General features: G+C 70.8%; 20 protein-coding genes. 11 read left to right on the forward strand and 9 right to left on the reverse strand.

The genetic code is table 11. The features are described 5' to 3' along the window. Positions 1 to 57: 57 nt before the first annotated feature. Complete coding sequence (locus K228_RS0104265; RefSeq protein ID WP_025617300.1) at positions 58 to 2,418, forward strand: CDP-alcohol phosphatidyltransferase family protein; 2,361 nt, start codon at positions 58 to 60, stop codon at positions 2,416 to 2,418. Between the two features lie 51 nt (positions 2,419 to 2,469). Here the strand turns inward: K228_RS0104265 and K228_RS0104270 are convergent, their stop codons facing one another. After that, a complete protein-coding gene (locus K228_RS0104270; protein ID WP_025617301.1) occupies positions 2,470 to 3,678 on the reverse strand; it encodes an acyltransferase family protein in 1,209 nt (402 codons plus the stop codon). A 109-nt stretch (positions 3,679 to 3,787) separates the two neighbouring features. Between K228_RS0104270 and K228_RS0104275 the strand changes: the two genes are divergently transcribed. Beyond that, positions 3,788 to 4,459, forward strand: a complete 672-nt coding sequence (locus tag K228_RS0104275; RefSeq protein ID WP_025617302.1) for a TetR/AcrR family transcriptional regulator — start codon at positions 3,788 to 3,790, stop codon at positions 4,457 to 4,459. Between the two features lie 135 nt (positions 4,460 to 4,594). Here the strand turns inward: K228_RS0104275 and K228_RS0104280 are convergent, their stop codons facing one another. Continuing rightward, positions 4,595 to 5,494, reverse strand: coding sequence for a siderophore-interacting protein (locus tag K228_RS0104280; protein WP_025617303.1), 900 nt, complete (start codon positions 5,492 to 5,494; stop codon positions 4,595 to 4,597). Between the two features lie 261 nt (positions 5,495 to 5,755). Between K228_RS0104280 and K228_RS0104285 the strand changes: the two genes are divergently transcribed. Then, complete coding sequence (locus K228_RS0104285; protein ID WP_025617304.1) at positions 5,756 to 7,243, forward strand: coiled-coil domain-containing protein; 1,488 nt, start codon at positions 5,756 to 5,758, stop codon at positions 7,241 to 7,243. A 70-nt stretch (positions 7,244 to 7,313) separates the two neighbouring features. Here the strand turns inward: K228_RS0104285 and K228_RS0104290 are convergent, their stop codons facing one another. The 3 genes from K228_RS0104290 to K228_RS0104300 are packed head-to-tail and all read right to left on the reverse strand — an operon-like array spanning position 7,314 to position 9,894. Then, positions 7,314 to 7,874, reverse strand: a complete 561-nt coding sequence (locus tag K228_RS0104290) for a GerMN domain-containing protein (protein WP_025617305.1) — start codon at positions 7,872 to 7,874, stop codon at positions 7,314 to 7,316. Continuing rightward, positions 7,871 to 9,223 (reverse strand): sensor histidine kinase, encoded by a 1,353-nt coding sequence (locus K228_RS0104295; protein WP_025617306.1) that lies wholly within the window; start codon positions 9,221 to 9,223, stop codon positions 7,871 to 7,873. The genes K228_RS0104290 and K228_RS0104295 overlap by 4 nt, the downstream gene beginning before the upstream one ends. Further along, a complete protein-coding gene (locus K228_RS0104300) occupies positions 9,220 to 9,894 on the reverse strand; it encodes a response regulator transcription factor (RefSeq protein ID WP_025617307.1) in 675 nt (224 codons plus the stop codon). The genes K228_RS0104295 and K228_RS0104300 overlap by 4 nt, the downstream gene beginning before the upstream one ends. 175 nt (positions 9,895 to 10,069) lie before the next feature. On the opposite strand from K228_RS0104300, the gene K228_RS0104305 reads away from it, so the two are divergent. The 3 genes from K228_RS0104305 (at position 10,070) to K228_RS0104315 (ending at position 11,310) form a co-directional block, all read left to right on the forward strand. Then, positions 10,070 to 10,414, forward strand: coding sequence for a hypothetical protein (locus K228_RS0104305; RefSeq protein WP_025617308.1), 345 nt, complete (start codon positions 10,070 to 10,072; stop codon positions 10,412 to 10,414). Next, on the forward strand, positions 10,411 to 10,938 hold the full coding sequence (locus tag K228_RS0104310; RefSeq protein WP_025617309.1) for an STAS domain-containing protein: 528 nt from the start codon (positions 10,411 to 10,413) through the stop codon (positions 10,936 to 10,938). Before K228_RS0104305 ends, K228_RS0104310 begins: the two co-directional genes overlap by 4 nt. A gap of 78 nt (positions 10,939 to 11,016) precedes the next feature. After that, a complete protein-coding gene (locus K228_RS0104315; RefSeq protein ID WP_025617310.1) occupies positions 11,017 to 11,310 on the forward strand; it encodes a BON domain-containing protein in 294 nt (97 codons plus the stop codon). Between the two features lie 149 nt (positions 11,311 to 11,459). Here K228_RS0104315 and K228_RS28730 read toward each other — a convergent pair whose 3' ends face one another. Further along, positions 11,460 to 11,630 carry a hypothetical protein gene (locus K228_RS28730; protein ID WP_188116166.1) on the reverse strand — a complete coding sequence of 57 codons (171 nt, stop codon included), beginning with the start codon at positions 11,628 to 11,630 and terminating at the stop codon, positions 11,460 to 11,462. Between K228_RS28730 and K228_RS0104320 the strand changes: the two genes are divergently transcribed. Together K228_RS0104320 and K228_RS0104325 are read left to right on the forward strand one after the other, a co-directional pair. Next, positions 11,563 to 12,003: a hypothetical protein gene (locus tag K228_RS0104320; RefSeq protein ID WP_025617311.1), complete on the forward strand. Its 441-nt coding sequence runs from the start codon at positions 11,563 to 11,565 to the stop codon at positions 12,001 to 12,003. The two genes, K228_RS28730 and K228_RS0104320, sit on opposite strands and share 68 nt — an antisense overlap. 77 nt (positions 12,004 to 12,080) lie before the next feature. After that, positions 12,081 to 12,464 (forward strand): hypothetical protein, encoded by a 384-nt coding sequence (locus tag K228_RS0104325; RefSeq protein WP_188116164.1) that lies wholly within the window; start codon positions 12,081 to 12,083, stop codon positions 12,462 to 12,464. A gap of 40 nt (positions 12,465 to 12,504) precedes the next feature. On the opposite strand, the gene K228_RS0104330 is transcribed toward K228_RS0104325, so the two are convergent. Next, the gene (locus K228_RS0104330; protein WP_025617313.1) at positions 12,505 to 14,031 is read right to left on the reverse strand and encodes a glycerol-3-phosphate dehydrogenase/oxidase; all 1,527 of its coding nucleotides are present in this window, start codon (positions 14,029 to 14,031) and stop codon (positions 12,505 to 12,507) included. A gap of 48 nt (positions 14,032 to 14,079) precedes the next feature. On the opposite strand from K228_RS0104330, the gene K228_RS0104335 reads away from it, so the two are divergent. Next, positions 14,080 to 15,642: an FAD-binding oxidoreductase gene (locus K228_RS0104335; protein WP_025617314.1), complete on the forward strand. Its 1,563-nt coding sequence runs from the start codon at positions 14,080 to 14,082 to the stop codon at positions 15,640 to 15,642. Between the two features lie 29 nt (positions 15,643 to 15,671). On the opposite strand, the gene K228_RS0104340 is transcribed toward K228_RS0104335, so the two are convergent. Together K228_RS0104340 and amcA are read right to left on the reverse strand one after the other, a co-directional pair. Further along, a complete protein-coding gene (locus tag K228_RS0104340; protein ID WP_025617315.1) occupies positions 15,672 to 15,980 on the reverse strand; it encodes a hypothetical protein in 309 nt (102 codons plus the stop codon). Beyond that, positions 15,977 to 16,186, reverse strand: a complete 210-nt coding sequence (amcA, locus tag K228_RS30115; RefSeq protein ID WP_080671538.1) for a multiple cyclophane-containing RiPP AmcA — start codon at positions 16,184 to 16,186, stop codon at positions 15,977 to 15,979. The genes K228_RS0104340 and amcA overlap by 4 nt, the downstream gene beginning before the upstream one ends. Before the next feature lie 424 nt (positions 16,187 to 16,610). Between amcA and K228_RS0104345 the strand changes: the two genes are divergently transcribed. Both K228_RS0104345 and K228_RS0104350 read left to right on the forward strand, forming a co-directional pair. After that, positions 16,611 to 17,879: a hypothetical protein gene (locus K228_RS0104345; protein ID WP_029723355.1), complete on the forward strand. Its 1,269-nt coding sequence runs from the start codon at positions 16,611 to 16,613 to the stop codon at positions 17,877 to 17,879. Continuing rightward, positions 17,876 to 18,451, forward strand: coding sequence for a flavoprotein (locus K228_RS0104350; protein ID WP_025617316.1), 576 nt, complete (start codon positions 17,876 to 17,878; stop codon positions 18,449 to 18,451). The genes K228_RS0104345 and K228_RS0104350 overlap by 4 nt, the downstream gene beginning before the upstream one ends. Positions 18,452 to 18,590: the final 139 nt, after the last annotated feature.

The raw sequence follows: 18,590 nt of genomic DNA on the forward strand, positions 1-18,590 counted from the left end.
AGCGATGCGTTGTCCGTAGACCCTGTCAGAGTGGTCGATCATAGACAGGGAGGCACGGTGGCCACGGTTCGAAACGGTCCGTTGATTGGGCTGTCCCTCCAGATTCTCCTGTCAACCGGGTTGGCCGGGACGGTGGGGCTCGGCGCCGCCGGTTGGTGCGCCGGCCTCGCGTACGGGTTGGTGGTGTGCCTGGCGCTCAGTCGCGGCCTGCACCTGGCGGCGAGGGGCCTCGGGCCGGCCGACCGAGTGACGCTCGCTCGGGCGGTGCTCATCGGCGCGGTCGTCGCGCTGGTGGCGGACGGGCTCACCGGCCGCCCGGTGCCGGTCGGGCTCCTGACCGCTCTCGCCGCGGTGGCGCTGTCGCTGGACGCGGTTGATGGCTACGTGGCCCGACGCACCGGCACCGAGAGCGCGTTCGGCGCCCGGTTCGACATGGAGATCGACAGCGTCCTGGTGGCGGTGCTCAGTCTGCACGTGGCACCCGTGGTGGGGCCCTGGGTGCTGATCCTCGGTGCGATGCGGTACGTGTTCCTCGTCGCCGGCTGGGCCCTGCCCTGGCTACGCGGGCCGCTCCCGCCGCGCTACTGGCGCAAGGTGGTCGCGGCGGCCCTCGGCGTGGTGTTGCTGGTGGTGACGTCCCGACTGCTGTCGAGCGCGGTCGGCGGGCTGCTCGCCCTGGCGGTGTTGGTGCTGCAACTGGAGTCGTTTGGCCGGGACGTGGCCTGGCGGTGGCGGCGCCGCGCCGACCCGCCGCCGGCCCCGCTGCCGACGGCACCCACCGAGGCAGCGGGGCCACGGTGGCCGGCATGGCGGCGACGGATACCCGCCACGCTGGCGGTGCTGCTGGTGTTGGCCGCCCTCACCGTGCCGCGGCAGCCCAGTCACCTGGTACCGGCCGCGCTACTGCGGATCCCGCTGGAAGGTCTCGCGTTGGCGGCTCTCCTGCTCGCCGTGCCCGCCCGGGCACGGCGGCCGGTGGCCGCACTGGCGGGGACGCTGCTCGGGCTGCTGGTGGTGGTCAAGGCTGCCGACCTGAGCTTCCACAGCACCCTCGGCCGGCCGGTCGACCTGGCCCTGGACTGGCGCCTCCTCGACGAGACGTTCACCTTTGTCAGCGCCTCGGTTGGCCGAGGCGGCGCGATCGTGGCGTCCGTCGGCGCCGGCCTACTGGTGGGGACGCTGTTGACGGTCACCACCTGGGCGGTCCTGCGGCTGAGTCGACTGCTGTCCGGGCGCCCGGACAGCGCGCGGCGGATACTGGTGGGCCTGGTGGTGCTCTGGCTGGTGGCCGCCGCCACCGGGGTACGGATTGTCCCCGGTCTCCCGGTGGCCGACGCCGCCACAACCGACCTGGTCCGGGCGCACGCCGCGCAGGTGCAGGCACGCCTTCAGGACCGCGCGAACTTCGCCGACCGGGTGAACATCGACCCGTACCGCCTGGTCCCCGACGATCAGCTGCTGACCGCGCTGGAGGGCAAGGATGTCCTGGTCGCCTTCGTGGAGAGCTACGGGCGGGACGTGGTGCAGGAGCCGGAGTTCGCCGCCGTCGAGAGGGTGCTCGACGAGGGGCAGCGGCGACTCTCCGCCGCCGGCTTCGGTGCCCGCAGCGCCTTCCTCACCTCGCCCACCGCCGGAGGGGGTAGCTGGCTGGCCCACGCGACGCTGCTCTCCGGGCTCTGGATCGACAACAACCAGCGGCACCAGACGCTGCTGGCCAGCGAGCGGACCCCTCTCGGTGCGGCGTTCCAGCGGGCCGGTTGGCGGACGGTGGGAGTGATGCCGGCGGTCAACCAGCCCTGGCCGGAGGGGGCCTTCTACGGCTACGAACGGTTCTACGACGAGTACCACCTCGGGTATCAGGGCCCCCGGTTCGGCTTCGCCCCGATGCCCGACCAGTACACCCTCTCCGCCTTCCACCAGCGGGAGCTGGCCGGCACCGACCGCCGGCCGGTGATGGCCGAACTAGCACTGGTCTCCAGCCACTCGCCCTGGACCCACATCCCGAGGCTGGTCGACTGGGACACCCTCGGCGACGGCCGGGTGTTCCACGACGCCAGCGAACGCAGCTCGTCAACGCAGCCCCGGATCGGGTACCGCCGGTCCATCGAGTACGCCCTCGGCGCCCTCATCTCCTACGTACAGCGATACGGCGACGACGACCTGGTGCTGATCGTGGTCGGTGACCACCAACCGGCACCAGTGATCACCGGTCCGGGCGCCAGCCGGGACGTGCCGGTCCACCTCGTTGCCCGCGATCCGACCGTGTTGGCGCAGATCGCCGGATGGGGCTGGCCGGACGGGCTGCGCCCGACGCCGGACGCCCCGGTGTGGCGGATGGACGAATTCCGGGACCGCTTCCTGGCCACCTTCTCCCCCGCCCTCGCCCCGCCGCCCCCGGTGGCCGGCCCACCGCGCTGACCGCCACAGTCATCCGCGCCGACCCTCGCCGGAGTCACGTTGGGATGACCGTCACAGAATCGTGCGGAGGCCGGGCAGACGACGGACTGTCACGGCAGCGGCGACGCTGATGACGATGCCGAGAGTGGTGACGGCGACGAAGGTGGCCATGGTGGGTAGGCCGGCGCGGGCGAACGCGAACTGCAGGGCGACGACGATCGGCAGGTGGATGAGGTAAATCGTGTAGGAGCTGGCGGCCATGGCACGGGTGACTCGGTTGTGGCCGGTGAAGAGGTCTCGGAACAGGGTGACCAGGCCGATACTGAGGCCGACGCACAGGAAGGTCTCGGTCAGGGTCCAGCAGGCCGAGGCCCAGGAGGCACCACCGGGGGCGAAGAATCGGGTGTCGGTGCCGGTCCAGAACAGTACGACGGTGAGTGCTACGCCGATGGCCAGCCAGGTATAGCCGGTCCGGCGGGGCAGTCGGGAGTGCCAATCACATCGATATGCTCTGACGCCGGCGGCAAAGAATGCCGCATATTGGGCAAGGCGCGCCGGTTCGGCCTGAATGAACCCGAACAACGGCACCCACTGGTCAAGCGGGTACCAGATTCGGATGAGGAACACGACCGCGGCCAGAGTGAGGGTGCAGATAGCCAGGCTGCGGTTGTCGGTCAGCCAGGTCAGCCGAGCCGGCCGGCTCGGCCTCGGGTTTTGGCGGAGGCCACGCAGTCGCTCGCCGAGCCAGTGGAACAGCAGGTACAGGGCACAGAAGACAAGCAGTGTCTGGATGAACCACAGGTGCCCGAACTGCAGGTCGGGCCAGACCGGGCCGGTCCATTCGGCCGGCTGTGGGCCGAAGCCGAGGAAGACGTCCAGGTAGTAGCGAGGAAACGAGATCGGCGGATAGCCGCGGTATTCGCGGTAGTAGACGTACATCAGTACGGGAATGATCGTGGCCGAGCCAACCAGAAACGGAATTCCGAGGCGCTTGAATCGACCGAGCATGAATACCCAGCTGCCTTTGTGATCGACGGCGCGGGGCACGAGGAACGCGGCGACGAAGAACAGCAGGCTCATCCGGAACGCTCCGCCCACTGCGGAGAGGGTGGCCATGACGGGTACGTGCTGGCCGCTGTTGAAGTACCACCAATCGGCGGGGCCGTATGCCTGGGCGGCATGGTGGATCACCACCAGGAGGATCATCGCCACCCGCAGGTTGTCCAGGTAGTGCAGGTACTGGGTGCGGTGTGCGGAGGGTTCACCTACGACACTGTCCATGTGTTCAGTATACTGAACATCTGTTCAGCGATGGATCCCTAGCGCCACGGAGATCACCTCGCGGGATGTCCCCAAGGACAGTGCCGGTGCGATGACATACCGTGCTGGCATGGAAGCGTCGCCGTCGGACCTGACCGGACGAGCGCGGCTACGCGCGGCGGCCCTACGCCTGTTCGCGCAGCGCGGCTTCGCCGCCACCTCGGCTCGCGCGGTAGCCGCCGAGGCCGGGCTCTCGCCGGCCCTGGTGATACACCACTTCGGCTCCAAGGAAGGGCTGCGTGCCGCCGTCGATGAGCAGGTCTTGGCCCGGCTCGGCGCTGCCCTGCGGGAGCTGGATCCGGGCGGCGGGGACCTACTGGAGTCACTGGGTGAGATGTCCGCGCGGATGTTCGGCGCTGACCCGGTCTTGCGCGGCTACCTGCGTCGGGCCCTACAGGAGGACAGCCCGGCCAGCGCGGCACTGTTCGGCCGCCTGCTGGAGGGTGCGCGCACCGAGTTGGAGCGGCTGGTCGCGGCCGAGGGCGGCCGCACGGATGCGGATCTGCAGTGGGCACCGTTCCAGATGCTGTGCCTGATCGTGGGCCCGCTGCTGCTGGAGCCGGTCATGCAACCGAATCTGGACCAACCCATGTTCGAAGCACCGGCGTTGACCCGCCGCAGCGCCGCGAACCAACGCCTACTGAGGCTGGGCCTGTTCGGTGCCGACCAGTCAACCGGTGCGCCAGACACTGCGAAGCCCGCCGGCAGCGACAGTCTCGGCGGAGGCAGGTCCTGCGGCTAGCTACCGCACGGTTGGGCACTGCAGGCTAGGGGTTTACGCATTGCAGCTCCCGGACTGCGGCGACGTCGGGCGGGAGGGCCGCCTCGGCCCGCGAGCCGGGACGCACGGCGCCACGAGGGCCGATCGACTCGACGGTCAGGCTGGGTCCGGGCGGCCGAGGCGCCAGTAGCCCATGAAGGCTACTGCCCGACGATCCAGGCCGCGTTCGGTGACAAGATGACGACGGAGGGCGCGGATGACGCCTGCCTCGCCCGCCAGCCAGGCGTAGAGCGGGACCGGGAGAACGGAGATGGGCATCTCCCAGAGGAGCTCTGTGTCCAGGTTGAGCTCGGTGACCGGCACCCCGACCGACGGACCGGACATCAACTCCGCCGCCGCGGCCGACACGGCCGGCACGAGCCGGGCGCCGTGCGGGTGCCCGCCCCGGGCCAGCCAACGCACCGCCACCCCCGGTGGCGCTGCCACCGACTGCACGTCGTCGACCTCGGGCACCTCCAGCAGCACCCGACCACGGGCGGTGACCGGAAGCCGCTCCAGGATGGAACAGATCGCCGGCACCGCCGTCTCGTCGCCGGCGAGCAGAAGCTTCGCGGCGGCCGGTGGCCGAAACTCGACACCGCCGTGTTCACCGTCGTAGCCCGCATCCGGGCCGACAATCACGATCTGGTCCCCGCGCCGCACCCGGCGCGCCCAGCGGGTCGCCGGCCCGCCGTCACCGTGCAGCACGAGGTCAACGTCGACCTCGGAGAGCTCGGGGCGCACGGCGCGGACGGTGTAGGTGCGGATCGGATTGCGCTGACACTCCGGCAGTGCCCGCCAGTGGGCGTACCAGTCCGGTCCCTCCGGCAACCCTGCCCCCCGTTCGCCCGGCAGCGGGAACGCCAGCTTGACGCGCTGGTCGTAGCCGTTGTCGGCGAACCGGTCCAGGTCCGGACCAGTGAAGGTAACCCGCACGAACGACGGGCTGAGCCGACGCACGGCGCGAACCTCGACGGTGAACAGCCGCCAGGGCGCGACGGGCAGGGTCTGGGTCATGATGCCTTCCAGGGTCGGGCACGGGAACCTGTCCCGCACCGCACTCGACCCAGTTAGGTTAGCCTTACCTTGACCACTGTCAAGTGGAGATCGACACAGTCGAACGGCTCGACCGGCCGACAGCTCGCCGCCACCACCGCGCCCGAGGGCGGGGCAGGTCTTCAGCCCACACCACGACGGCGGTAGCGTGTCGCCACACCGTTGCCCGTGGGGTGGTCCCCGCCCCGGCGTGGCGCTAGCGATCGTACGGAGGATGCAGCCATGTCCCACGGCGACGAGTCGTTCGCGGCCAGCGACTACAAGGTGTCGCGGCCGGCTTTCGACGTCACCATGCGCGGCTTCGACAAACGGCAGGTGGAACGACACCTTGACCAGCTCGACGGCGAGCTGCTCCGGGCCGTGACCGACCGCAACCAGGCACATGTCCGAGCCAAGGCACTGACGGCCCAGCTCGCCGACCTGGAGACGGAGGTCGCCGAGCTACGCGAGCGGCCAGCCCGGGTCGACCGCGCCGCGTTCCGCGATCTGGGACCGATGGTCGAAGAAATCCTGGCGCTGGCCGAACGGCAGGCCGACATGATCGGCGAGACGGCCGGACAGCGGGCAGCCGAGCTCACGGCGGAGGCGGAGCGGACGCTCACCGACGCCCAGGAACAGGCGGCCAGCACGATGCGCGACTTCGAAGCGGAGTTGGCCACCCGGCGTACCGAACAGGAGCAGGTGGACGAGGAGCGGCGGGCCGCTGCCCAGGCCGAGTTGGCCGAGATCCGCGCCGCCGCCGACCAGCTACGAGAGGCGGGCGAGGCCGCCCACGAGCGAGCCCGGCAGGAGGCGATCCAGGCCGACGAGCAGAGCGCCCAGCGGATCGAGCAGGCCCGAGCCGAGGCCGAGGCGTTCCTCAGCTCCGCCCGCACCCAGATCCAGCAGGAGGTGCAGGCGGCCCGGACCCGAACCCAGGAGGAGCTGGCGCGCTGGCAGTCCACTGTGGAACGGGAGCTGACCGACAAGCGTACCGGCGCCGAGCAGGAGCTGACCGAGCAGCGCGCCACGGCCGAACGGGAACTCGCGGCCCAACGCACCGCCGCCGAGCAGGAGATCGCCGCGCTCATCGCCGAGGCCCAGGAGTATGCCGCGAAGGTGCGCCAGCGAATCGACGAGCAGGCAGCCAGCCATCAGCAGCAGCTCGCCGCGGTGCAGCAGGACATCCGAGACCGCCGGGAGGGACTCGGCCGGCTCCAGTCCGAGCTGGAGGCCGGCCAGCAGCAGCTCACTCAGGTCCGCCAGGACGGCAACGCCATCGATCAGGAGCTGATCAAGCAGCAGCAGCGACTCGGCACGGCCCGCCGGGAACTCGCCGACGAGCTGCACCGGCTTGAGGAGGCGCGGCGCGCGGCCGACTACGCCGACCAACACGCCAAGGAGGTCAGGTCGCGGGTCAAACGCGAGGCGAAGCGGGTGGCCGACCTGGCCGCGGCGGCGGTGATGGCAGCCGCTACGGGCGGTGCCGCGACCGCGGAGTACCCGCAGGTAGTCGCCCGCAACGTCCCCACCGGCGGCGACGCACCGACACCAGCACCCGGCCAGCCGAACAACTCGGCCGGCGGCCAGCAGCCAGAGCAGCCGGACGAGGATGCCGGTGGCGCAGCCGGCCCCGACGAGCACAGCGAGACATCGGAGCTGCCCGGCGCCACCTCGGTGCGCCCCGACGAGCCGACCCTCCCCGGCGATACGGTGCCAGTCGCCGGCTGACCACCACCGTTGCGTCGGAGCCAGACAGCGCCATTGCTCAGTCCGAGCCGGACAGCACGACCGCCACCGCTCAGTCCGAGCCGGACAATTCAGCGTAGTCGGCAGCGGTGAGCGGCCCCTGCGACAACGACCCGTCCGCCCGGGGGACGCCCAGCGGCGCACCGTCGCGCAGGAACGACACCGCGTCAACCTCCGGGCGGGCGGTGAGGGTGCAGACAATCTGGCCGAAGGCGAAGACCTCGTCGCTCCGGCCCGCGCCCTCCGCCACCGACGGCACGTCCACCTCGGCCCGCGCCCCGGTGAGGCGGATGCCGGCCACGGTGACCGCACCGAAGAGCGCGGTGGCCAGACCCTCGGCCCGCTCGGCCTCGTTCGGACCGGCCAGCAGGTGCTCCAGGTGCTGGCTAACCGTCGGCGACATGTCGAGGCGACGGTGGACCAGGACGAGGCGGTCATCGCGCACAAAGTAGAGCTCTTCGGTGAACCGCCCGACCGGATCGGAGATCGCCGTACCCGGGGTCGGGAACGGCCCATACGGCGCCTCCACCGCCCGCGGCTGATCGTCAGTGGGTACGCCGCAACCCGCGAGCAGCAGCACCAACAGCGTGGCCAGCGCCAGGCGGGCGTTCACTCCAGGCTCCCAGGCAGCTCCACCCGAAACCGCGCCCCGCCCCCGGGTCGGTCGGCGACCGTCGCGTGTCCGCCGTGAGCGGCGGCGTGCTGCGCGACGATCGCCAAGCCGAGCCCGGTGCCATCGGTACCCCCGCGGGCGCGGGCGGCGCGGCTACGAACAAAACGGTCGAAGATGACAGCTCGGTCGGCCACCGGTACGCCCGGACCGGCGTCGTCCACCTCGACGACGCCGCTGGTGCCGACGGCCGACAGCCGGACCGCGACCGGGCCACCGCCGTAGCGGACCGCGTTCTCAAGCAGGTTGACCAGCAGCTGCTCGGTACGCCGCCGGTCGACCCGCCACTCCGTCGGGGTACCGGGGTCGGGCCGCACCAGGCTCTCCGGTAGGCCCCGGCTCTGGCACACCTCACCGGCGAGCGCGACGACGTCCACCGACTCCCGCTGGGCGGGCTGGTCGGTACGGGCCAGCTCCAGGAGGTCGTTGACCAGTTGCTGGAACCGGCCGATCTCATCGGCCACCAGCCCCGCCGCGGTTGCGGTCCGTTCGTCGTGGTGTCCCCGCCGGCGGGTCAGCACGCTCGCGGCGGCGTAGAGGGTCTGCAACGGCGAGCGCAGCTCGTGGCTCACGTCGGCGGCGAAGCGCCGGTCTCGTTCGATCCGCCTGGCCAGCTGGTCAACCATATCGTTGAAGGAGGTCGACAGGCGGGTCAGATCCGGGTCCGTGGCCGGCGCCAGCCGGGTCGTGAAGTCGCCGGCGGAGATCCGCTCGGCGGCGTCCGCGACGGCGGTCAACGGGCGCAGACTGTGCCGGGTCGCGTACCAGCCGAAGGCGGCGCCGGAGCCGGCCACCATGATCGCCACGGCGGTCAACGCCAGCGCGAGAACCTGGAATGTCTCCTCCAACTCACGTAGGGAGGTCAGCTCGTAGTAGCTGGCGCCGTCGGGCAGTGGCACTCCGACCAGCAGTGTCGGCTGCCCAGCCAACTGGACCCGTTGCACCCCGGGCTGTCCGGCCCGGACCTGCTTCTGCAGCGCCGTCGGCACGCTCGTCGCCGCTGTCTCGGCGGTACGCCCGTACCAGGAGCCGTCGAGGTGGAGCAGGGGTCGCCGGGAGCTGCCGGTATCCAGCGAACGGAGCACTTCGACAACGTCGGGTTCATCGGTGTTCAGCCCGATGCGCACGACCCCCGCGTCGAAGTAGGCCGCCCGCACGGCCGTGCGTTCCCGCTCGTCGAGCAGGCTGCGCCGGGTCAGGTCATAGGAGATCAACGCCATCGACGCCGCCAGCAACGCGGCGCCGACCGCGAACCCGGCCGTCACTCGCGCGCGGAGCCCGAGATGTCTCATCGCTGCAGCTTGTAGCCGAGACCACGGAGCGTAACCAGGTATCGGGGGTTGCCCGGTTCCGCCTCAATCTTCTGGCGCAGGCGCCCGACGTGCACGTCCACCAAGCGCTCGTCGCCACTGTCATATCCCCACACCCGCTGCAGCAACTGCTGCCGGGACAGCACCCGGCCGGCGTGCTCGGCCAGCTCGCAGAGGAGCCGGAACTCGGTGCGGGTCAACGCCACCGGCTCTCCGGCACGACGCACCTCCCCCGCCTCCGGGCTGATTTCCAGGTCGCCGATGATTTGTACCGCGAGCGGGGTAGCGACGGCCCGGGCCCGCCGTCGCAGAGCCCGCAGCCGGGCCGACAACTCCTTGATGGCGACCGGTTTGACCACGTAGTCGTCGGCACCGGCCTCCAACGCGGCGACGATGTCGTGGGTGTCGTCCCGGGCGCTGACGACCACGATCGGGACATCGTCGTCGCGGCGCAGCTGGCGGATCCCCTCAAATCCATCGATACCGGGCAGCATCAAGTCGAACAACACGTTGTCGGCCGGATCGGACCGCTGCATCCGCAGCCCCTCCTCGGCGGTCGCCGCCCCCCGCGCGGTGTAGCCCTCCTCTTCCAGAGCGAGCAGCAGCGCCAACCGGATCCGATCGTCGTCCTCGATCACCAGTACCGCGGTCATTACGGCATCATCCCCCGGCACCCCGACGACCACCCACTCTGGGGCAGCCGCCAGATTTGTCACGTGACTGTCATCCAACTGCACCGGCCGCTACACGACCCACTTAGAGGGTGAGAGGCGTGTCGGGCCGCTCGTCGCGCCAACCTGGCCCCCGTCCCGCCGAGAGGAGGCAGCAGTGACCGGCAACGCCCTCATCCACGCCCTCGTCATCGGCGCTTCCGTCGGCCTACTCGGGCGGCTCGTTCTCCCGGGCCGGGACGCCGCCCCGGTGTGGCTGGCCGTCGCCGTGGGTCTCGGCGCCGCCCTGCTCGGCACCATCATCGCCCGAGTCGCTGGCGTCGATGTCGCTGCTCCCTCCGTGCTGCGGCTGGCCGTGCAGGCTGGCTTCGCCGGCGCCGCGGTTACCCTCGCGGTCGTGACGGCGAGGCACACGCCGGGGCCGACCAGGCGGTCCATCCGCCGGTGGCCTGCCGCCGGCGACCCCTCGGCATCAGCAGACCAGGAAGGGAACCGACCATGACCGTCGTGCCAGACGACCACATGATGACCCTGATCTGCGATGGTTGCGGAGAGACCGCCGCCAGCACGGCCGTCGTACTACCCGATGACGAAGTGGTCTGGACGCTCGTGTCCGAGCACGGCTGGAGCGGGTCTCCGTTCGCCACCGGTCCACACCGATGCACCGGATGCACGCCGCCCACACCCGGCCGAGCCGCCCCCGTCCAGCCGCTCGGGGATTCCGACCACGACGAGGTCGCCGAGGCCAGCACGACGACGGACCCGCTACGCGCCGCGCTGAGCGAGGCCACCGAGCACGAGGGGCGCGTGGTCGTCGACCTCTCCGCCGTTGAGCAGATCGACTCCACCGGCCTCGGCCTACTCGTCCGGGCCCGGCAGGAGGCTCGTCAACGCGGAGCGGAGCTGTGGCTCCACGCGCCCTCCCGGTTCGTGTTGACCGTGCTCCACACAATGCGCCTGGACACCGCGTTCCCCGTCGTCACCGACCAACCAAACACAGTGAACGAACCCGGGGTGCTGGTGTGAGCAGCGGACCGGCGCGTCGCGACCCGGCGACCGGCCGCACCCCCTGCCAGCCCCATCGATGAGGACTGCCACCTAGTCATGCCCTGGCCCCCGCCCGAGGACGACCCCTTCCATCCTGCGTGGAACCCGCCGGGACACCACGACGAGGACGCACGGCTCGCCGCGATCACTACCCAACGGCTCAGCACTGATTGGACGACGCGCCGCCAGCAGATCACCGTAACCGTGCAGAATCGGGTGATCATCTTGGCCGGTACGACTGCCGACCTCGAAACACGGCAGGTCGCGGGCGAACTCGCATGGGACATCCCGGGGGTGGCTGACGTGTGTAACACGCTGCGGGTGGCGCAGCGTGGACGCCGGCAGCGCTGACCGCGATCGACGCCAGCACCAACTCCGACCGACGGCAACGCCGGCCCATTCCGCCCGGGCGAATATCACCACAGCACCCCTATTGACCTGCGGTTTTGTCGGATCTCAGCATCTTTTGGGCGGCAGCTCCGCCGGGTGATATGACTGATCTATCGGCAATCAATGACGCTCGTCGTCATCCCCTCCTCGCGCAGCGCCGGTCCGAGCGTGTCCCCGAGACCGGCTCGGCGAGTGACCACCTGAGGAGCTGCGGTGCGGAAAAGGCTGATCTCGCGAAATCGACGGCCCTTCCAGTGTGCCGTCGTCTTCACCTCGCCCATGTGCGGCACGATGATGCTCGTCCTCGGGGCGCCACCTACCATGGGGGTCGCTATGCCCGAGCCGATCCGCATCGGCTGGCAGCTAGGGCTGGTCGTCGCCGGCCTGATCGGCATTGCCGGGCTGTTGTGGCCAGGCCGGCACGCCACCGGGCTCGGGCTGGAACTGGCGTCGATGCTGATGCTCGGCGCCGTCACCAGCATGTACGCGATCACCCTTGGGGTCGGCGGTGGCCTGGCCGCCGTCACCTCAGTCTCCTTCATCACTGCGGTGGCCTTCGGTTCGTGGTGGCGCGGCGGGGAGCTCCTGCACGATCTACACCGGCTGGTCGAGCCGCAGCGTCCAGCCCCGGACCTGGCTGGTGAGTTCCCATGACAGCCCCGCCTCCACCCCCACCCCCACCTCCACCCACGACCGACGCCGCAGCTGCCGCTCCACAGTGGCTCCAGGTCGTGCTGTCGGTACTCGGCGTCCTTGGTGGCGCCGGCGGCTTCGCGACCATCGCCGCGGTGGTGGTGAAGCGAGGAAAGTTCCGCGCCGAGGCGGCTGATGTGATCACTGACACCGCCCTGACCCTGGTGCAGCCGATGCGGATCCGAATGGCCGAGTTGGAGGCCGAGGCGCAGACCATCCGGGAGCAGCTACGTGCCTCGAACGAGCGAAGCCGTCGACTCCAGGCCCGCATCGCCCAGCTTCGCGCCACACTGGACCGCTGGTACGCACTGATCTTCACGCCGGACGCCTCCCTACCGGCGATCCGATACACCATCCGCGAGGACCAGAGACGCATCCGAGCATCGGGCGAGGTGCGGGCCGAGTCGACCGGGGACCGGTAGGCGTCCCGGCCCGGCGGCGGGTCGGGCGACGCGACGCCGGTTACCGGGTCGCGACGAGCTCAAGGACCTCACCCGCCACCGGCAGCGCCGCCTCCCGATAGGCAGGAACCAGCCCGAGCCGGGTTCGCCGGTCCAACAGATCATCAACCGTACGGGCCAGTTCGTGCCGGGCGGCCCAGAGTAGCTCGGCGCCGGTGACCGGAATCTCTTCGCCGATCGGCCGATGGAGATGCGCTGGCGCCTCGGCCAGGATGCGGACCGCCTCGGCACCGTAGCGGGCGACCAGACGCCGGGGGGCCGGGACCCGCGCCAGATACGCGGGGCTCGCGGCGCCCGGGAGCGGGAGACGGCGGGTACGGCAGACACCAGCGGTCAGAGCCCGACGACGCACCGCGGTGTCCACCGCGTCCTCGGCCATCCGCCGATAGGTGGTGAGCTTTCCGCCGACGACGCTGATGACCCCGTCCGGGTCGTCGATGACGGCGTGCTGTCGGGAGAGGTCGGCGGTGCGGTCCGCGGCGTCGGCGAGCAGCGGCCGGAGTCCGGCGTAGGCACCGAGGACATCGCCGCGTCGCAGTGGTCGGTCGAGGACGCCGTTGAGCACGTCGAGCAAGAACGCGATGTCGGCCTCGGTGGGCTCCGGTACGTCCGGGATGGGTCCGGCCACCGGCTCGTCAGTCAGCCCGACGTAGACCAGGCCGTCGGTCTGTGGCAGCGCGAGGACGTAGCGGGTGAACTCGCCGGGGACCGGGATGGTCAGACCGGCCCAAGGCCCGCCCAGCGCAGCGGCGGGCAGCACGAGGTGGGTGCCGCGGGAGGGCCGCAGGCGCACGTGCGGGGTCAGGCTGCCGGCCCAGACACCGGTGGCGTTGATCACGGCGCGGGCAGCGATGTGCAGTGTCTCCCCGGTGCGGGTGTCCTCGACGGTGGCGCCGTCGCCACGCAGATCGACCACCCGGGCGCGGGGCAGGATGCGGGCCGAGTGCGCCGCCGCCGCACGGGCCAGACCGACCACGAGCCGGGCGTCGTCGCAGAGCTGACCGTCCCAGGACAGCCGAGCGCCGCGGAGGCCCGCCCGGCGCAACGCCGGCGCCATCGCGCCCGCCTCGGCCGGGCCGAGCCGTCGGGTAGCCGGCAGGGTCCGGCGGGTGGTTCCCGCGCTGACGCGCAGCAGATCGCCGACGCGGAGCCCAACCGCCACGGCCCGGTCCTGCCAACCGGCGGTGTGGTCGGTCGTGGGCAGCAACATCGGCAGTGCCCGGATCAGGTGCGGGGCGGTGCGGGTCATCAGGACGTGGCGTTCGGCCGCGCTCTCGTAGGCGATGCGAACCTGACCGTGGGCGAGGTAGCGCAGTCCGCCGTGGACCAGCTTGGAACTCCAGCGGGAGGTGCCGTGGGCAAGGTCCTCGGCTTCGACGGCGGCCACCGAGAGGCCACGGCTGGCGGCGTCCAGTGCCACCCCCGCGCCGGTGACGCCGAGCCCGACGACGAGGAGGTCAACGGCGACACCACCGGCCAGTTCGGCGAGTTCCCGGTCCCGGCGTGACCCCGTCAGTGTGGCGTCCATGCGCACACCCCCTTGCTGAAAGTGACACGGAATGTCACTGTGTCACACATGAATGGAGCTGGGGAAGACGCCGACCGATGGACCCGCTGGGGGCCGGCCTCGGGGGCACAGCCCCTACCGGACTCCGCGTCGGAGCTACTGGCACAGCTACTGGAGCTGACCCCCGTGCCCCCGGCCGTGCCCCTGTCCGACGTCGCGATGCCCGCAGCCGAGCTCGGCGACGCGGTCCTGGCCGCGCTCCGGGAGGCCGTCGGCACCGAGCATGTACTGACCTCCCGACCGATCCGGGCCCGCCACGCAACCGGTCTGTCCACACCCGACCTACTACGCCGGCGCCGGGGCCTGCTCCACCGAGCCCCGCAGGCGGTGGTCCGCCCGGCCGACCATGCCGAGGTCCTCGCCCTGCTCGAGCTCTGCTCCCAGCACCGGGTGGCCGTGGTCCCCTTCGGTGGCGGCACCTCGGTCGTCGGCGGACTGACACCTACCGCGCCCGCACACCTCACCCTCGACCTGAGCCGGCTGGACGGGATCCTCGCGGTTGACGCCGTCTCCCGAACAGCGACTCTCCAGGCGGGACTGCCCGCCCCTCGTGCTACGGAGCTGCTCGCCGAGCACGGACTCACCCTCGGCCACGTTCCCCAGTCCTACGAATACGCCACCATCGGTGGCTTCGCCGCCACCCGCTCCTGCGGGCAGGCGTCCACCGGGTACGGCCGCTTCGACGACCTGGTGACCGCGCTGACCGTCGCCACCCCCCGCGGCACCCTCCAGGTGGGGCGCGCCCCCGCCTCCGCCGCCGGCCCCGACCTGCGACAGCTCTTCCTGGGCAGTGAGGGAACGCTGGGCGTCATCACCGACGTAACCGTCCGGGTGCGACCGATCCCGGCGCAGACACACTACGAGGGGTGGCGGTTCGACTCCTTCGCCGCCGGGCTGCACGCCGTACGAAGACTGGCGCAGGATGGGCCGCGGGCCACGGTACTGCGGCTCTCCGACGAGATCGAGACCGTGATCGGGGCGACCGGTTTGGGCCGGTCCGACGGGGGCTGCCTACTAGTCATCGGGTACGAGGGCGAACAGGTCCACGCCACCGCCGAGACGGCCGCCGCGGTGCTGGCGGCGCACGACGGCCAACCGCTGGGCGCCGAGCCGGGACGGCACTGGCAGCGGCACCGCTTCGACGCTCCCTACCTGCGCGACGCGCTGCTGGACGCGGGGGCGTTCGCGGAGACCCTGGAGACCGCGGCGTACTGGTCCCGCCTGCCCGAGCTGCACGAGCGGGTCCGGGCGGCGATCCTGGACGCGCTGCCGGAGGGCACACTGGTGCTGGCGCACGTCTCCCACGTCTACGAGACCGGCGCCTCGCTGTACTTCACCGTGATCTGCTCCCCCGGGTCCGATCCGATCGACCGGTGGCGCACCGCGAAGGCGGCGGCCAGCGACGCGATCGCCAACGCCGGGGGCACCATCACCCACCATCACGGAGTCGGCACGGACCACCGAGACTGGTACGCGGCCGAGATCGGGGATCTCGGCGTTGACCTGCTCCGGACGGTCAAGCGTCAGCTGGACCCGGCCGGCATCCTCAACCCCGGCGTCCTGGTGCCATAGCCGCACCGGTGCTGGGCACACCGAGCCGGCTAATCAGCGCGAGGTGGGCACGCCACTCGGGCAGGCCAGCCGAGGAACCGGTCGAACAGGTCGGAGACGCTGCCCGTGACGCTCGGGTTGAGCCGGTGCAGGTCGTCGATCGCGTCGTGCAGGCAGCCAGCCAGGTAGAGGAACAGGCTCACCGGCACTTCTCGATACTCATCCAGGAGCGCAAGCTTCGCCGCGCCGCAGGGCCATGGCTGCCCGCATCGGCGGCACATCCAGAGCGGACGCAGCGGCAGGTGCTCCGACGGCATCTTCGGGCCGACCGCAACAGGAGGCACGCCATGCCTGCTCATCGACGCTCGCTGTCCCGCGCCTGACGCTCAAACACGATCCGCCATACGTGCGTCAGCAGTGGCGGATCAACTGAGAACGGCGGCGTCGATGCCGGAATCGGCGCTATGCGGGCTGCTGTCAGCTGACCGGTCGCAGCGTACCGAGACACATACGTCGTCATCGCCGGCATCCGGACGACGCGGGTGCGCGGTGGGCTTGCCGGCATGCTGGCAAGCCCACCGCCGTCGGCCGGCGGCTGGGGGCAGACCGCCGGTCACCCACCCACGCAGCCCTGCTGGCGGTACGCGAATGGGGAATCACCCATGCGGTCGACGGAGTGCCCGGCACAAGCCCTGGCCGGTGGTTTGGGTCGCATTCCGACCTGTTACCGATCGACACTTCCATCTGGATCTCCCTGCCGTAAGGTTGCCGCTGGCCCACCGGCGCACCGCTTGGATCGGTTGCGTCGGCACAACCAGGCTGGCCTAGACGGCGCACGGCCGGAATGTCTCGGCGATGCACCCGCAGTGCACCTACCTTCACCCCACGTGCGGCTAGCATCACCTCCACCGATGACTGTCCGTTCCGGAAGGACGTGCGATGACGACCGTGACGACCTGGACGCCAACGCACTGCGACATGCGTTACGGATGAGCATGACCGGATTCGCCGAGCACCTCGGCGCGGCGCGGCGGACCGTGGCCAAGTGGAGCAGCCAGGGCGACAAGGTGCTTCCCCGCGCCGACATGCAGGCCGCGTTGGACACCGTGCTATCCCGAGCCACACCCGAGGCACGGGCACGCTTCGAGGCCCTGCGTACGGTGGGCACCAGCGGTACAGCTGCGGGTGCCGCACGGCCGGATGCCGGCGGGCATGCGGATACTGGCAATGGCGGAGACCGCGACTCGGATTCGGGGGGTGACGTGCGACGGAGAGCCCTCCTACGCGGAGCAGCGATCGGCGTCGCTGCCACGCCCAACGTCGCTCCGTTGCTCGACGCGTTCTTCTCGCCCGTTCCCGCAGCGGATGCGGCTCTCACCTTTCCGCAGTTCTCCCGATCCGTCGCCGCCGCCAAGGTCGACTATCAGGCCTGCCGGTATGGGCGGGTACTCAACCGACTCGCGACGCTATTGCCCTGCCTCGAAGCGGTGCGGTCAGGCGCGACGGGTGAACAACGGCAACGGGTCGAGGTCCTGGCCGCTGACCTGTACCACGTCGTCGGCAGCGTCCTGCTGAAAGTGGGCGACCGCGGGCCGGCCCTGGTAGCAGCCGAACGGAGCACCCGCGCCGCTGCCATGAGCCAGGACCCGGTGGCGATTGCCGCGAGCGCCCGGATCATGACCCATGCGCTGATGAGCAACGGCCACGACGACCAGGCAGTCACCCTCGCCGCGAAAGCGGCCGACTCACTCGACCGAGACACCCGCCTCGCGTCGGCCGATGCGGTGGCCGTCTACGGTGCCCTCGTCCTTCGAGGGGCCATCGCCGCCGCCCGCCGAGACGACCGGGACACCGCCTACGCGATGCTCGATGGAGCAACGCGCGCCGCGGCCTGCCTCGGCTACGACGGCAACGATCGGTGGACCGGCTTCGGCGCCGTCAACGTCCTGCTGCACCAGGTCAACATCGCCCTGGCCCTCGGCGATGCCGGCACCGCTATCGCGATCGCCCGCACCGTTGCGCTGGACAAGGTGACGCTGGTCGAACGCCGGGCATCTCTGTACGTGGACGTGGCACGCGCCTACACCCAGTGGGGCCGCTACGAACATGGCCTCGGCGCGCTGCGCACCGCCTACGAGGTGGCACCCGAGGAGATCCGCTGCCAACCGGCGGTCCAGCGCATCGCCAGCGACCTCGCCACCGGCTCCACCCGCACCGCCGCTGTCGACTTCGCCCAAAGCTCCGGGATCGCACTGTGACCGGCGGTCACCTCCAGATCGTCGTCTGCGGCGCCGGCCCGGCCACCAACGCAGCCCAGCTGGTCAAGGCCGCCCAGAGCCGATCCTGGACAGCGACGGTCACCGCCACCCCGAGCGCGATGAACTTCATCGAACCGCAGCCACTCGAAAGCCTCACCGGCCATCCAGTCCGGTCGACCTACCAACCGTCACCCGGCACCCGCCGGTCACTTCCCGCCACCGACGCCCTGGTCATCGCCCCCGCGACCTATAACTCGATCAACAAGATCGCCCTCGGTCTAGCCGACAACTACGCCATGACCTCAGTCGCCGAGCTGATCGGCAGGCAGGTACCGACCGTCATCGTCCCGTTCGTCAACGCCGCCCTCGCCGCGCGGGCGCCGTTCCAGCACGCCGTGGCCAGCCTCCGCGACGAGGGGATACACGTCCTACTCGGCCCCGGCGACCAATGGGAACCACACCCGCCCGGCAGCGGCAATGAGCGGCAGAAGGCCTTCCCCTGGACAACAGCGTTCACCACAGCGGTCCGGCTCGCCCACGAACCTCGACCGCCTGCTATCGGCCACCTCTGACCACGAATGCCGTCACCGGCCACCTCTCGGCGCGAATGCCGCCACCGAACTCACGACCTTGGGGACCACCACCACATCCCGGTCCTGCAACTCGGTGCCGGTACCGGCCAAACTCCGGTGCTGACATACCGGCCCACCA

It is taken from the genome of Salinispora cortesiana (assembly GCF_000484695.1).
GTDB classification, from domain to species: Bacteria; Actinomycetota; Actinomycetes; order Mycobacteriales; family Micromonosporaceae; genus Micromonospora; species Micromonospora cortesiana.